This window comes from Marininema mesophilum (assembly GCF_900106775.1).
In the GTDB taxonomy this organism is placed as follows: Bacteria; Bacillota; Bacilli; order Thermoactinomycetales; family DSM-45169; genus Marininema; species Marininema mesophilum.
Genome location: NZ_FNNQ01000002.1, coordinates 57491 through 73338 on the forward strand (window position 1 = coordinate 57491; position 15848 = coordinate 73338).

The following is a 15848-nucleotide window of genomic DNA, read 5'->3' on the forward strand; positions in this document are numbered from 1 at the left end:
ATCGGGGGAGACGTGAGAGAATGGATAAAAAAATTCGGGTTGCAGTTCTGTATGGAGGGAAATCAGGGGAACATGAAGTTTCTCTCCACTCTGCGGCGTCCGTTATTCAGGCGATGGACCCGGAAATGTTTGAAGTTTTTCCTGTTTGGATTGATAAACATGGCCAATGGCAGTCAGGTAAAGAGGCCTTACCTGAGTTGACAGATAAATTAAAGCCTGAACAACTGGAAAGACTCTCGAAACAACTTCCTGCTGATACAACAAAAGCTGGAGTGTCTCCTCAAGAAAAAACATCCCTACCTATGTTTAGTTGGCGAGACATCGATGTGGTTTTCCCGGTTCTCCACGGTACTTTTGGTGAAGATGGTACCATCCAAGGGTTGCTTGAAATTGCAGATATCCCTTATGTCGGAGCTGGCGTGTTGGCTTCAGCGGTAGGGATGGATAAAGTGATGACCAAGAAGATTTTTGCTAATGAAGGCTTACCCCAAGGTGATTTTGTGCAAGTCTTACGTAGTCGCCTAGAACATTCGCTTAGCGAAGTGATTACCGAGTTGGAAGAACGCTTTGTCTATCCTATGTTTATCAAACCAGCCAACCTTGGCTCCAGTGTAGGCATCTCTAAAGCGAAGGATAGCGTGTCTTTGGAGGCAGCTTTACACCTAGCGGCTCGCTATGACCGAAAGTTGATTGTTGAAGAGTTCATCGATGCACAGGAAGTAGAAGTAGCTGTGCTTGGAAACGATGAGCCAGAAGCATCACTTCCAGGTGAGATCATCTCAAGTAACGAATATTATGATTATAAGGCGAAATATATCGATGGCAAAGCGGTTATGAAACTTCCAGCGGAACTCCCTGAGGAAACCTTGGAAGAGATTAGCGAGCTGGCATTACGAGCCTATAAAGCCATTGATGCTTCTGGTTTATCCCGAGTCGACTTTTTTGTCACCAACAAGGATCAGCGCATCCTGATCAATGAGATTAATACCATGCCTGGTTTTACCCCCTACAGTATGTACGCCAACCTTTGGAAACACTCTGGGGTAAGTTACCCTGAACTCATTAAAAAATTAATCGATCTAGCCATCAAGCGCTATACAGAAAAAAAGAAAACCTCAACAGAATTTGAGGTTGAGTAACGTATCAATTTAAAATAATTCCTTCACCATAAAACCAGTCCTCTGCGGGCTGGTTTTATATTGAAACCATTACTTCTTACGGATAAAAAGAATGAGGCCTAGCGATATGAGTAATATTGGCCAATACGTATTAAGTGTTTGCTCTAGATCTTCAAGACCAGGAATTCCACCAACTCCAGGCCAGGCAAATAGACCAAGGAGACAGAGGAGGGTGCCAATCACTCCATAGAAGCGATTTTTTTGATAAAGGCCTCCCATAAGAAGAAAAGAAGCACCAATGATGATCGGGAACAGGCTCCAATGGTCGGGCCATTTTTCAATCTGAGCCAGCCCCCATGCATGGATGCCTAACCCGATTAATGTCATTGCTACTATCGATAGCCGTGGACGGACAGGTTTTCGCATCGCTAGGATGAGGAGAATGAAACCCGCAATGACCAATAGGAATTCCCAGTTCGATATCGTTTGAGCGATAGACCATCCTAGTTGTCTGAGAAGAAGTAAGGTTCCTGCGGCGATGATAAAGAGCCCCATTATTTTTCCGCGCATGTTGTGACCTCCTCCTGGATTAGTTTTGATGAACGCTTTAGACTTCCTGTCTCAGCGAGGATCATACCACTAAGGATGAAGAGGCACCCTGTTATCGTAGCGATATTCATGGGTGTACCTAACCATGCCCAATCCGTCCATGCTGCAAATACCGGCTCCATTGCAAAGATGAGGGCGACTCGTGTGGGGTAGGTGTGACGTTGAAAATAGGTCTGCCCCCAATAAGCCAACACAGTTGCAAAGAGAACCGTAACAACAAGTGCAATAGCTACCTCAGGGAGAATGAAAAGGTCCCATGAGAAGAGTGTGGAGGATGATTCAAAGATAAGAGAGGAGAGAAAGCTTAACAAAGCGACCATTCCCACTTGAATGGTAGCTAAGGGGATGGCTTCTGCCCACTGGGCATATTTACCTGTATAGACAATTTGTAACCCAAATCCGATTGCGCATAAAAAGGCAAGGATATCCCCTGGATTAAGCTGAGAGAAATCGACAAAGGCCAATAGATATAGGCCAATTAATGCAAATCCTACACCGATAATGGCATTTCGACTGGGTCGCGTGCCCAAGACCAAGAAACTGAATAATGGGACGAGTGCAACGGATACCCCGGTGAGAAAACCGGACTTTCCTGAAGTTGTATACAAAAGGCTAAAGGTTTGTAAAGCATATCCTAGAAAAAGCCATATGCCTAAGAATCCCCCAGCCAATAAATAACGAGGATTACGAAGCGCCGCTATTTGCCCACGAAAGGCAAGTAGGCCCACTAATAAGATAGTTGCCATTCCAAAGCGGACTGCTAAAAATAGTAAGGGGGGTAATGATTGGATCGCGCTTTGCACAAGGATGAACGTAGCTCCCCAAACGAAGGCGATGCAGAGTAGAGAGAACTCAGCGATCCACGGTTTTCTGGACAATCCTATCGCTCCTTATCGATGTTCAGGTATCTTAATTATCGTAACACAACTTTATATAAAGGAGTTGGATACGAAAGGGATCTTTAACAGTCAACGGTTGGGTAATAACGAAACATATGGATTAGATGTAATTCATAATTGAAACTATGTTACAAGTCACAAAACATGGTAGATATGTGGTAGGATTATAAAGATGAAGGAATAAAGAGGCACAATGCAACGCCCACCATGACTGAGACATCAATGCATCCAAAAGTATCAATAAGGACTTCGCGTACTTGCAGTTGGGCGATGAAGAATACAGAAAGGGTGATAGGTGTTTTACAGGGGGAGAGTAAGAAAGAAAATAGAGATAGGCGGGTTGTGATCAATGAATAGAGAGTATTGGTTAGAGAGAATGTGTCGGTGGTCCGTCGTGTTTACGGCGTGGTTTTTATCATCATATTCGCTTATTAACTCCTGGGAAAAGAGCGAGTGGACCTTGTTACACCTTCTTGCCTTGGCTATGCTCATTCTTGTCATAGAATGCTTTCCTGTTCCTGGACATGATGGGAGAGTATCCGTCCATTTTCCCGTACTATTTACCTTAGGAACTATGTTCTCTGCTGGGATATCTGGATTTGTCTACATAGTGATCGTCATGGTAGTGACAGCTGTTCGTGGTCATTCACTTTCCCGGGCAGCCTTTCGGACAGGTTATACGATTTTTGGTCTATTTATGGTCCAAATTTATTTAGATACTTTCGAACAGGAACTTATGGCGAGTGGTGTCTGGTTATCAGCACTTATCCTTCTTGGTTGTGTGATTGTCTATGAAGGGACAAGTAAGGGAATTCGTGATGGTCTAGAGATGTTGCGCAGCCGTCCGCGGGTTCATCGCCTATGGGTGAAAAACAAAGTTCTGGAGACTGGGATTGCGATTTTTTGTTGGGCATACATTTGTACATATTATGGAATGTTGCATGATGGGCGGGAGACAGCCCCTTTAGCGTTTCTATTTTTTTTCTCTCCATTAGCTGCCTTTTCAATATTAACTCACGTGATTTCAAAACTAATTCGAAAAAAGAAAAAATTAGAATTTCTATTTCTGATTACACGGGAGTTAAACAGGAGTCTGGATCTAACGAGGGTGATGAAACAGACGATTTTACCCTTGTCCAAGGTAGTACGGTACAATTTTGGAGCAGTTTACTTATTACAAAATGATCGACTTAGACCCTTTGTTACTGCGGGGGAATTCCCAGAGGAGTTACGGGGACGTACGCTCCCACTCAATCGTGGAATCTCTGGTTGGACTGCCTCCCATGCCCGTCCTGCTTTGGTTCATCAGGCACGTTTAGACCCTCGATGCCAACAAGATCGAGAAGACTTTGAGGGTGTACGGTCCCTCTTGTCAGTGCCTTTGGAGATGGATGGTGAAGTACTCGGAGTCATTACTTTGGGTCGAACGGAAGGAGACAGCTTTGAGGAGGCGGACCGATCTTTCCTGCAAGTATTGTCTTGTCAATCTGTTGTCACGATCCGTAATATCCGACTTGGGGAAGAGCGTGAACGCCGCTCTGTAGCCGAGGAGAGAAATCGTCTTGCAAGGGAGATCCACGATGGAATTGCGCAATCCTTTGCTGGAGTATTGATGAAGGTAGAATCTTCGATCAAAGCCTTTGATTCCCATCCCGATAAAGTAAAGGTGTGGCTAGGAGAGAGTCAGGTGAAATTACGGGAAGGACTGAAGGAAGTCCGGTACTCCATCACTGCACTTCGTCCATCCCCGGCACAAAAAATTGGCTTGGCGCCTGCGCTAAATCGGCGAGTGGAAGCGTTTTGTAATGAAACAGGTAGTGATGGGTTTTTTGAGACCGTAGGGGATCAAGTGCCCTTGCAAAGCGATGCAGAAGAAACGATCTACATGGTTTGCCACGAAGCTCTCTCCAATGCGGCTAAACATGCTCAGGCGGATGAAGTAAAGGTGACCCTTGTGTTTGCATCGGATGAAGTAAGATTGGTGGTGCAGGATAACGGCGTTGGTTTTTCCCTTGCCAAAGCGGTATATAAAGCAGAGGCGCAGAAACGTTATGGAATTGTTGGGATGAACGAACGAGCGCAGTCTCTCAATGCTTCTCTGCAATTCGATAGTGAGGAGGGAGATGGGACGACAGTAACCCTAACCATCCCAATCGGAGAAAAGGAGGAGGTAGCCGTTCATGCCTATTAACGTACTATTAGTAGACGATCATGCTGTATTGCGAGATGGATTGTCCAATATCATCAGTTTGGAATCAGATATGGAAGTGTTAGGTCAAGCGAACAACGGGGAAGAGGCATTAGAGATGATCGAGCTACTGTCACCCGATGTGGTTCTGATGGATATCAATATGCCGGGGATGAGTGGCGTCGAGGCGATCCGCCAAATTAAAGAACGAAAACTAAAGTCTGCAGTCCTCGTGCTGACCATGTTTGACCGCGACGAGTATCTATATGAATCGATTCGAGCAGGAGCTGTGGGTTATTTATTAAAAGATGCTCCTTCCGCCGATGTTGTTGGGGCCATCCGTGCGGCTTACCGCGGGGAGTCTGCTCTCCACCCAGTCATGGCTCGCAAGCTCCTCGATAATATCAGTGGGGAGAAAAAGACAGACAAAGGTGCTGGAGAGGATGCGTTAACCCCTCGAGAGCTAGACGTCCTTGGTTTCATGGTAAAAGGGTTATCCAACAAAGAAATCGCCAAGCAGCTATACATCAGTGATAAGACAGTCAAGATCCATGTGAGCAGTATTTTGAAGAAACTACGGGTGAAAAGCCGTTCACAGGTGATTATCTATGCGATACAGCATGAGCTGGTGAAGATGGATTCATAATATTTTTAGTTTAAAGAAGGTGGGAGGGCGGCTGGATGCGCAAGAGACTTTCGCTAGCAAGTCTGTACTGTGTCTAGCCGCTTTCTTATGGCTAGCAACATTTCAACTAGCAGGGAGTAGTCCTCAAAAGACAGACCCTAAGGGAACATTAATTCTACTATACCTCCAACCGTCAATATCGATATAGACGGTTTTTTACTTTTACCACTACTTCAAAATTCCGATAACGCAACAACTGTTTTTCCAGCTTTGCTACCCAAGAGAAAAAGGGTCAATTTAATAGATGCCTTGATTATCCGACTATATGTAAGTTAATGGAACATTTTATGTAATATAACCTAACATTTTAAAGCCGATGAGAATTTACATGTTATAATAGTTGACATCTCTGCGAACTCTTCTGTATAATTCCACTATGAAATTGTTACTCGATCCATCACAACGATGTGATAGGTATCGGCGGTCCATCACAATGACGTGATAGGTATCGGATCAAGACGAAGTGGATTGTGTCGATGGTAGTTATGAGCAACGGAGCTCATCCAGATGACGGGTGGGCTCCTTCTGTATTTTTTACTTAATCAAATTGAAGGGGGAAGGACATTGTCATTGCGTGGATTTCTTAAAAGTGGGCATTGGCCGACTTTGTTAGGTTCCTTTCTCTATTTCGATACTAGCTTTATGGTCTGGGTATTGATGGGGGCGACTTCTGTTTTTGTGGCAGAGGATTTTGGGCTTTCAGCATCGCAGAAAGGGATACTTGTGGCCCTACCCATCTTAGGTGGCGCCTTTTTCCGGTTATTTCTTGGCGTGATGGCAGACAGGATAGGCGCGCGTAAGGCATCGATTATGGGTATGGTGCTTAGTATGATTCCCTTGTTGTTGCTATGGTTAGCTGGGCGGACTCTACCGGAAGTGTATGCTTACGGTTTTCTGCTTGGGATTGCGGGGGCTAGTTTTGCAGCGGCGCTTCCGCTCACTAGTCGATGGTATCCGAAAAAGTATCAGGGGCTGGCGATGGGGATCGCTGGAGCAGGGAATAGTGGCACACTACTTTCGACGCTGTTTGCGCCGCGGTTGGCGGAAGCCTTCGGCTGGCATGCAGTCTTTGGAATTGCGATGCTTCCGATGGCACTTGTCTTAGGTACATTTATGATCATCGCGAAGGCTCCACCGCAGCAGGCGGAGGTAAAAAAGACGGCATCCTATTTGACTGTACTGAAAGTACCGGAGGCGTGGCTGTTCTGTTTTTTTTATAGCATTACCTTTGGTGGTTTTGTGGGGATGTCGAGCTTTTTGCCCGTATTCTTTCGTGACCAGTATGGGTTAGCTCCGATTACAGTTGGCGATTACGTCACGATATGTGTGCTAGCTGGTAGTTTTGTCCGTCCCTTTGGAGGGTGGATCGCGGATCGGGTAGGCGGGATCTCCGTCCTTAAAGTGCTATTTGGTTGCATTGCCTTGCTATTTGTCGGTGTGGCGTTGCTTATGCCCTTTTATGCAGAGATGATCGTTCTTTTTCTCGTGATGGCGGCTCTTGGACTGGGTAATGGAGCGGTTTTTCAATTGGTTCCGCAACGCTTCGGACACGAGATCGGTGTTATGACAGGTCTAGTCGGGGCGGCTGGTGGCGTTGGCGGATTTCTCCTTCCAACCCTTCTCGGTGTGTTGAAAGGTTGGAGTGGAACGTTTGCTTCTGGGTACGTACTAGTGGGTGGAATTGCACTGGTCGCAGGCGTCGTCATCCATCTGATGGGTAAGCAATGGCAGCGTAAGAACAAGGACTCTATGGAAAAGGTGACTTCATCACCATTGGCGGCCCTCCGGAACAGTTGAAAGGAGAAGTAAATGGAAGACTTCCTGCGGAATCATCGTAATCGCGAACAATCGCAGCCAACGGAACACACCGCACTCAGTCGGTGCCCCTACTGTAGTATGCAGTGCACGATGTGGGTTCATGAGGAAAAAAGTGTACAGGGGAAGAAGCGGGTATCGATTTCACCCAATGAGGAGGACCCTGTTGTAAAAGGACGACTGTGTGTCAAGGGGATGAATGCCCATACCCACGTCTTAGGTGAAGACCGCTTGAAGAAACCACTCCTGCGTAAGGAAGGTCAGTTGGAGCCGGTAACCTGGGCAGAGGCACTGACATGGTTTAAGGAGCGAGTGATAGCGACGCAAGAAAAATATGGTCATGATGCGGTAGCAATGTTTGGCGGAGGTTCGCTGACGAATGAGGAGTCATACCTGCTTGGCAAATTTGCCCGCGTGGCTCTGCGTACACGTTATATCGATTACAACGGGCGGTACTGTATGTCGTCGGCGGCAACAGCGGCCAATCAGGCATTTGGTGTCGATCGTGGTCTGACGCAGCCCCTTGCGGATCTTCCGCAGACGGACTGCTTAATTCTTGCAGGGACCAATATTTCTGAATGTCAGCCAACCATGATGCCCTATATTCACGAAGCCAAGAAGAATGGAGCGACGATTATTGTCATCGATCCACGTGAGACAGCGACTTCCCGCGTGGCGGATATCCATCTCCAAGTTCATCCAGGTGGGGATAGTGCGCTGGTAAATGGGATGTTAAAAGTGATCGTGGATGAGGGGTACACGGATGAAAATTTTATTCGCAACCATACACGAGGTTTTAACGATTTGAAAGCCTATCTGCAAACAATCTCATTATCGGAGGTAGCTTCTATCGCAGGTGTTAGTGAGGAGAACATTCGTGTCGCTGCACGCGCCTTTGGAAAAGCAAGAGCGGGTATGGTCCTTACAGCACGAGGGGTGGAGCAACATACCAATGGCGTACGCAATGTTCGTAACTTTATTAATATCGCCTTGGCAACCGGCAACATGGGGCGGGTAGGCAGTGGTTATGGTGCTGTCACAGGTCAAGGGAATGGTCAAGGCGGCCGTGAACATGGGCAGAAAGCGGATCAACTACCAGGGTACAGACAGATTGAAAATCAACAACACCGGCGTGAAGTGGCAGAGGTATGGGGGATAGAGGAGGAGCAATTACCACGGGCGGGTGTCTCCGCCCATGAAATGTTTGCCCGGATGCATGAGCAATTGATTCGGGGCTTGGTCGTATTCTCCTCGAATCCACTCAATTCGAATCCCGATAGCCATTACGTGGAAGAAGCGCTGGAGCAGCTTGATTTTCTCGTTGTCGTGGATATGTTCCTCTCCGAGACCGCTTCAAAGGCAGACTTAGTTCTACCCAGTGCGACGTTTTTAGAGGATGAAGGGACTGTCACCAATCTAGAAGGACGGGTTAGTCTGCGGCGAGCGGTACGTAAGCTACCGGCAGAGGTAAAAACGGATTGGATGATTCTAATGGAGATGGCCCAGGCGCTCAATCAAGCGAAGTACTTTTCTTACTCCAATGTCGAGGATATTTTTAATGAGCTATGTCGCGCCAGCAAAGGTGGGATTGCCGATTATAACGGGATGAGTTATCAGCGAATCGACGAGGAGGATGGGGTGTTCTGGCCCTGTCCGGACAAAGATGAGGCGGGGGTTAAGCGTCTTTTTACAGGGGGGAGATTTTTTCATCCTGATGGCAGGGCCCGTTTTCTTACGGTCCCCCATGAAACTCCCGCTGAGGCAACCGATGATACTTATCCGCTGACGCTGACGACGGGACGCTTGATGCATCACTATCTGACGGGGGTACAGACGCGGCGTACACCCATCCATAATCAGCGTGCGCCAGAGCCCTTGCTCTACATTCATCCGAATACAGCGGAGGAATGGATGGTAGAGGAGGGACAGTTGGCCAGTGTGAAATCCCGTCGCGGGGAGATAAAGCTCAAAGTGAAACGAACGACTCAGATCAGACCAGATACGGTGTTTATTCCGATGCATTGGGGCGGGGATGGTGGGGTGAACCGCTTGACGTTGCCTGAACTTGACCCAGAAAGTAAAATGCCCGCCTTCAAAGCGTGTGCTGTCCGCGTCGGTCCACCTCGCACCAGAAGACAAAAGGAAGATTATCGGGAAGGGGAGAAAGGAAGGATGAAAAAAAAGAAATTGGTATTGGTAGGGAACGGGATGGCTGGGGTGCAGGTGATTGAACATGTGCTGAAACTTGCGAAGGATGACTATGACGTGACGATATTTGGTAAAGAACCGTATCCCAATTACAACCGAATCCTTTTATCATCGGTGTTGTCAGGGGAGACGGAGATGGAGGATATCACCCTCAATGATTGGGACTGGTATCAGAAAAATGATATCCAGCTTCATGTGAATTGTGAGGTGACACGGATCGATACGGAGCAGAAAGTGGTATATGGTACGGATGGGGTGACGGCGTCTTACGATCAGCTAATTCTTGCGACGGGTTCCCTACCGTTTATGCTGCCGCTACCAGGAGTCGATAAAAAAGGTGTCATCGCCTTTCGTGATATCAAAGATTGTGAAGCGATGATGGAAGCTTCCAAACAAACGAAGAAAGCCGCAGTGATCGGCGGTGGGTTGCTTGGTCTGGAAGCGGCCCGGGGACTGTTAAACCTCGGGATGGAGGTGGATGTGGTTCATATTTATGAGGATCTGATGGAACGCCAGTTAGATCCGGTGGCATCCACGATGTTAAAAGAGAAACTGGAACAGCAAGGGATGAATTTTCTAACCAATAAACACACAGAAAAAATCCTTGGGAATCAACGCGTGAAAGGGCTGCGATTTAAGGATGGAACACAAATACAAGCGGATCTGGTAGTGATGGCAGTCGGCAGTCGGAATCAAGCCCAATGTGGAGGTGGCGAAAGAGGCTGGGATAGAGGTGAACCGGGGTATCGTTGTTAATGACTATATGGAAACGAGCATTCCTGATGTATATGCGGTAGGTGAATGTGCTGAACACCGCGGTACCGTCTATGGATTAGTTGCCCCTCACCGCGATCAGGGGACGGTGCTCGCTAAGCACCTGTGTGGAGTGGAAACGCAAGCATATACGGGTTCGATTTTATCGACTAAGTTAAAAGTGTCAGAAGTGGATGTATTTTCGGCGGGTGCGTTTCGCGATACCGAAGATACCCGCGCTCTTCGCGTTCAGGATGAGTGGAATGGAATCTATAAGAAGATGGTTCTGCAGGACGATCAAGTTGTGGGGGGCGTACTGTTTGGCGACACCTCAGACGCAGCTTTTATGCAGAAACTCATCAAAGAAAAGAGTCCGATGACCGAGGAAATCTACCAAAAGTGGACAGGGCATGGGGGTAGTGGAAGTTCATCGGGTGTCGAACAGCTGACAGCAGAGGACCAGGTTTGCGATTGTAATGGAGTTACCAAGGGGACGATTCTGGCGACGATGCAAGAGAAGGGTCTTACTTCATTTAACGAGGTAAAACGACATACCAAAGCAGGCGGTTCCTGTGGCGGTTGTAAGCCACTGGTCGAACAAATTATACAAGGGGAAATGGGAGACAATTATGACCCTGATGCGGAATCTCATACACCGATCTGTGATTGTACGGAGCTGTCGCGGGATGAGGTGGTAGAAGCTATTCGATCGAAGCACTTGACGATGGTGCGGGAAACGATGAATGTGTTGGATTGGAAAAATGACGAGGGGTGTCCTAAATGTCGACCTGCGCTTAATTATTACCTAGGTATGGTATGGCCGAAGGAACATGAGGATGAACGCGTATCACGTGTGGTGAACGAACAGCGCAATGCCAATATTCAAAACGATGGCACTTACTCTGTCATCCCACGCATGTATGGTGGAGTAACTTCGCCGGAGGAACTGCGTAAAATTGCCGAAGTCGCTGAGAAATACAACGTACGGATGGTGAAGATGACCGGTGGCCAGCGAATTAATTTGCTAGGGGTTCAGAAATCGGATTTACCTAAAATATGGGAGGAATTAGGGATGCCATCAGGGCATGCCTACGCGAAAGCGTTACGGACGGTAAAAACATGTGTCGGATCCGACTTCTGCCGCTTTGGAACGCAAGACTCGATCCAACTCGGAATCGATATGGAAAAAGCATATGAAGGATTAAGTACACCACATAAAGTGAAAATGTCGGTCTCCGCCTGTCCGCGCAATTGTGCTGAATCGGGAATTAAAGACGTGGGTGTCGTTGGCGTAGAAGGCGGTTGGGAGCTGTATGTAGGTGGAAATGCAGGCGTTAACTTACGTGGAGGCGACTTGTTGTGCAAAGTGGATACAGAAGCTGAAGTCTTGGAAGTGACGAGTGCGTTTTTACAATTCTATCGGGAGACGGCGGCCTACTGGGAGCGAACCTCGATGTGGATTGAAAACATCGGTTTGGAAAAGGTGAAAGCGGCTGTCGTAGAGGATCTAGAAAATCGTAAACGCCTAGTCAATCGCTTGGAAGAGGCGCTCGAGAAACGCGAAGAGCCCTGGGGCAAAGATGTTAATGACGCTAAAACACGTACAACATGGTATAAAGAACCTGAGCTGGAAACAACAACAAAACAGTAAAGGGGTAGAAAAATGGAAGCCATCACTATTGGTAAGATAGCTGACTTCCCCAAACAAATGGGGCGCGTGGTGCATGTGGCAGGGATGGAATTGGCCGTTTTTCGCCTCAGTACAGACCAATTCCGCATCCTAGAAAATCGTTGCCCCCATCGGGGAGGACCCTTAGCTGAAGGGATCGTTTCTGGCAAGTATGTTTTTTGCCCCCTGCACGAATGGAAAATATCGACGCTAGATGGAAATGTGCAGGAGCCGGACGAAGGGTGTGTACAGGTATTTCAGGCAAAAGTCGAAGGGGAAAACGTCCAGATTATGCTGGATAAGACTACACCAATGACCCAGTGAGGAGGGATCTTGTGACAGGGAAAGTCTATTTAGTAGGGACGGGACCTGGCGATCCCGGATTAATCACGGTGCGTGCACTGGAGTTGATTCAACAGGCGGATGTCATTCTTTATGACCGACTCGTCAATCCGGAATTGTTACACCATGCTACCTACCCCGTACAGCTGATCTATTGTGGAAAACAAGCGGGTAATCATACCCTATCGCAAACAGAAATCCAGCAAGTACTTGTGGAACAAGCGCGAAAAAAACGGACAGTGGTGAGACTGAAGGGCGGGGACCCTGGAATCTTTGGTCGTGTGGGAGAAGAGGCGGCCTACTGTGCACAGCATCACATTCCATTTGAAATCGTACCGGGGGTGACCTCTGGCGCCGCGGCTTCCCTCTACGCAGGTATCCCGCTAACCCACCGGGGAATCAGTGGTTCGGTTGCTTTTGTCACGGGGCATCGCTGTGGTAAGGAAGAACAAGAGCAAGATTGGATAGGCTTACTAAAACAAGTGGATACCGTAGTCATTTATATGGGGATGGAGAAGTTGCCCTCGATCCAGCAACAGATGCTAATACAAGGATGTGACAATAGTACACCCGTTGCCATTATCGAATGGGGTACGATGGCGGCACGTCAGCTTTCAGTGACGGGAACCCTTGATGATATCGTGGGAAAAGTAAAGCAATACGCGATTCAGTCCCCGGCGATCATCGTGCTAGGTGAAGTGGTACATCTACGAGAAAAACTGGCTTGGTTTGAAGCGGAACAGGAAGCGGTGAGTCGATCGATGGGAAAAACCAACTGATTATCCCCGAGGGGAATCAGTTGGTTTTTTTCATACCCATTCTTTTCGTCAACACTCTAAATTCCGATGGCGCATCAGGCGTCTCTCCAAATAATTAACAATAAGATACATCACTGTAGCACAGAGGGCGATCAGCAAAAGAGAGAGCATCACCAGATTCAGGTTAAACACCTGAAAACCGTAGATGATCAAATACCCAAGCCCTTCCTTAGCAACAAGAAATTCACCAACGATGACGCCTACCCAGGCGAGACCCACATTTACTTTTAGGGCGGCGATCATATCGGGGATACAGGCGGGGAAGATGATGGTGGTAAAGAGTTGCCGCCTCGATGCACCGAAGGATCGGGCGAGACGGTGATAGTCGGAGGAAACGTTTTGGTATGCAGTATGGATGACTAGGGTTGTGATGACGATGGTGATCGCCACAGCCATGGCTAAGATGGAGGCGAAACCTGCACCGATGGTGACGATAAAGAGAGGACCGAGGGCTACCTTTGGCATGCTGTTGAGCACGACTAGATAGGGATCGAGAACACGGGAGAGAAAGGGAGAAGCCCAGATTAGACTGGCGAGGGAAACTCCAGCGGTGGTTCCGAGAATAAATCCACCGATGGTTTCTAACGTAGTGATCCCCATGTCACGAAAAAGATCTCCCGTGGAGGCCATTTGTAAAAATAATTCGTAGATTCTACCTGGGCTACCAAAAAGGAAAGGGTCGAGCCAGCCTACTTTTGTCGCCCATTCCCATCCGATTAATATAAACAAGAGAAGTGCGATTCGAGTGATTATCACCCAGCAATCTCGAATCCGTAGCTTGGCGAGGTATGTAGCATGGATGGGGGAATGCGCTCCACGCGAAAGCCAGTGTGTCCATCGTTGGTTCATGGGGATTCAATCTCCTTCCACAGTTCTATAAAAAGGGAGCGGAAGGTAGGCATGCTACGAGCAGCAAGGGGAGAAGCATCGCGAATCTCCGTGGGTACTTCTATGATTCGACGCAGGGTTCCTGGGCGTCCACCCATGACATAAATGGTATCCGAGAGTGCGATGGCTTCTTCGAGATCATGGGTAACGAGAAGGGCGGTCATTTTTCGTCCATGGAGCACATCGACGAGTAGTTCTTCGAGGTGAAGCTTATTCTGATAATCCAAGGCGGAGAAGGGTTCATCTAATAAGAGGAGCTCAGGTTGAACGGCTAGTGTACGGACGAGAGCTACCCGTTGTCGCATCCCGCCAGAAAGTTGGGAGGGGTATTGATGCAGTGTATGAGAGAGGCCTAACTCTGCCAATAGGTAACGGGCGTGGGCAGCTGTTTTAGATCCATGTGAGCCACGAAAGGATAGCCCTAGGGTTATATTTTGTTCTACCGTACGCCAATCTAATAGACAATCTTGTTGGAGCATGTAACTAATTCGCTGAGAGGGACCCTTGATCGGTTCACCGAAAAGCCGAAGTTCTCCAGCTGTGGGTGATATTAAGCCTGCGACAAGGGAGAGGACGGTGCTTTTACCACAACCACTTGCCCCAACGAAACTCACAAAGGCCCCCGGTTGAATGCGAAAGGAGATTGGCGCAAGGGCGTTTACCTGATCGTGACGACTGAGGTAGACTTTACTTACTTGATCGGCTTCAAGTACACCGATTGCCATCTCCTTCCCTCCTTTCACAGGAAATCTATGGCTGATTATTTATGGCCTTTTGTGCAATATCCATCTGAATCACTTTTTCGTATGGGATCCGTTTGGGTAACTCATTGGATTCCGCCATCACATCCAACATCCGGTTGTATTCCTCTTTATCGATGATGGGATCAGTTGCCCAGGATTTTTGGGACTGGTAACGGGATAGAACACGGGTGAGAATTTTATCGTCAGTTTGCGGGAAAAGCGGCTTTACCACCTTCGCGATTTCCTCTGCAGAGTGGGTTGCACACCATTTCTGTGCTTTATAAAGGGCGCGGATATAACGCTTGTAACGATCGGGGTCTTTATTGAGTGCACTTGAGCGGGTAAGGTAGATGGTATAAGGGAGACGCCCGCTGTCCTTGCCAAAGGAGGCAACCACCGTACCTTTCCCTTCCTTCTCTAATTGAGAGGCAAAGGGTTCAAAAAGCTGGACGTAATCCCCTGTGCCAGAAGCGAAAGCAGCGGGAAGGTTTTTATAGTCTACATTTTGGATGATAGTAACATCCTTAAAGGGAGTTAATCCGTTTTTTCGTTGGACGTGTTCACTCACCATTTCAGGCATTCCACCCTTACGTTGGCCGAGGAGCTTTTTTCCCTTTAAGTCGGACCACTTAAAATCCTTAGTCGGTTTGCGGGCAACGAGAAAACTTCCATCCGTCTGGGTGAGCTGAGCGATACCGACTACTGGATTTTGGGTTTCACCAGCAGTTACGTATACCCCCGTTTCAGCACCGACAAGAACGATGTCCGCATCGCCAGAAAGGAGAGCAGCCATGGTTTTATCGCCGCCCAATCCATCTCGCAGATTAACCTGGATTCCCTCTTTTTTGAAGAATTCTTTCTGGATTGCTACATATTGCGGGGCATAAAAGAGGGAGTGGGTCACTTCCACAACATTAACCTTATCCAGGTTTTTGGTAGATTGTTCGGTGTTACAGGCGGTGGCAAGAAGGATAAGGGAGAACATCAGCAGGATGGTAACGCCTATGCGGGTCAGTTTCATCGGATCGAAGCTCCTTTCTCCCGAATGGGGGTTCCAAAAATAGGCCCATGTGCTATCGTATGCCTCTGCTTCAAAATCTGTTCACAACCCTT

The 15848-nt window shown here is 47.8% G+C and carries 11 protein-coding genes and 2 pseudogenes; 8 read left to right on the top strand and 5 right to left on the bottom strand.

Translation table 11 applies throughout. From position 1 onward, the window contains the following. Positions 1-20 precede the first annotated feature (20 nt). The gene (locus tag BLV90_RS02370) at positions 21-1139 is read left to right on the top strand and encodes a D-alanine--D-alanine ligase (protein WP_091735606.1); all 1119 of its coding nucleotides are present in this window, start codon (positions 21-23) and stop codon (positions 1137-1139) included. Positions 1140-1208: 69 nt separating this feature from the next. On the opposite strand, the gene BLV90_RS02375 is transcribed toward BLV90_RS02370, so the two are convergent. Both BLV90_RS02375 and BLV90_RS02380 read right to left on the bottom strand, forming a co-directional pair. Next, on the bottom strand, positions 1209-1688 hold the full coding sequence (locus BLV90_RS02375; protein ID WP_091735609.1) for a hypothetical protein: 480 nt from the start codon (positions 1686-1688) through the stop codon (positions 1209-1211). Beyond that, the gene (locus tag BLV90_RS02380; RefSeq protein ID WP_091735612.1) at positions 1673-2605 is read right to left on the bottom strand and encodes a DMT family transporter; all 933 of its coding nucleotides are present in this window, start codon (positions 2603-2605) and stop codon (positions 1673-1675) included. The genes BLV90_RS02375 and BLV90_RS02380 overlap by 16 nt, the downstream gene beginning before the upstream one ends. 370 nt (positions 2606-2975) lie before the next feature. Between BLV90_RS02380 and BLV90_RS02385 the strand changes: the two genes are divergently transcribed. From BLV90_RS02385 to cobA, 7 genes and pseudogenes are all read left to right on the top strand, one after another. Beyond that, positions 2976-4817: a GAF domain-containing sensor histidine kinase gene (locus BLV90_RS02385; RefSeq protein WP_091735615.1), complete on the top strand. Its 1842-nt coding sequence runs from the start codon at positions 2976-2978 to the stop codon at positions 4815-4817. After that, complete coding sequence (locus BLV90_RS02390; RefSeq protein WP_091735619.1) at positions 4807-5460, top strand: response regulator; 654 nt, start codon at positions 4807-4809, stop codon at positions 5458-5460. Before BLV90_RS02385 ends, BLV90_RS02390 begins: the two co-directional genes overlap by 11 nt. Before the next feature lie 603 nt (positions 5461-6063). After that, a complete protein-coding gene (locus tag BLV90_RS02395; protein ID WP_245726221.1) occupies positions 6064-7296 on the top strand; it encodes an MFS transporter in 1233 nt (410 codons plus the stop codon). Between the two features lie 12 nt (positions 7297-7308). After that, positions 7309-9435 (top strand): annotated as a pseudogene (locus BLV90_RS02400) (molybdopterin oxidoreductase family protein); the annotation flags it as partial. 51 nt (positions 9436-9486) lie between these two features. Then, a pseudogene (nirB, locus tag BLV90_RS02405) lies at positions 9487-11926 on the top strand (nitrite reductase large subunit NirB). A gap of 12 nt (positions 11927-11938) precedes the next feature. Beyond that, positions 11939-12268, top strand: coding sequence for a nitrite reductase small subunit NirD (gene nirD, locus BLV90_RS02410; protein ID WP_091735625.1), 330 nt, complete (start codon positions 11939-11941; stop codon positions 12266-12268). An 11-nt stretch (positions 12269-12279) separates the two neighbouring features. Further along, positions 12280-13065: a uroporphyrinogen-III C-methyltransferase gene (gene cobA, locus BLV90_RS02415; RefSeq protein WP_091735628.1), complete on the top strand. Its 786-nt coding sequence runs from the start codon at positions 12280-12282 to the stop codon at positions 13063-13065. 48 nt (positions 13066-13113) lie between these two features. On the opposite strand, the gene BLV90_RS02420 is transcribed toward cobA, so the two are convergent. Genes BLV90_RS02420 through BLV90_RS02430 form a run of 3 tightly spaced genes read right to left on the bottom strand, consistent with a single transcriptional unit; the run spans position 13114 to position 15756 of the window. Then, on the bottom strand, positions 13114-13953 hold the full coding sequence (locus tag BLV90_RS02420) for an ABC transporter permease (protein ID WP_091735631.1): 840 nt from the start codon (positions 13951-13953) through the stop codon (positions 13114-13116). Further along, positions 13950-14717: an ABC transporter ATP-binding protein gene (locus BLV90_RS02425; RefSeq protein ID WP_091735633.1), complete on the bottom strand. Its 768-nt coding sequence runs from the start codon at positions 14715-14717 to the stop codon at positions 13950-13952. The genes BLV90_RS02420 and BLV90_RS02425 overlap by 4 nt, the downstream gene beginning before the upstream one ends. A 25-nt stretch (positions 14718-14742) precedes the next feature. Then, positions 14743-15756 carry an ABC transporter substrate-binding protein gene (locus tag BLV90_RS02430; protein WP_091735636.1) on the bottom strand — a complete coding sequence of 338 codons (1014 nt, stop codon included), beginning with the start codon at positions 15754-15756 and terminating at the stop codon, positions 14743-14745. Positions 15757-15848: the final 92 nt, after the last annotated feature.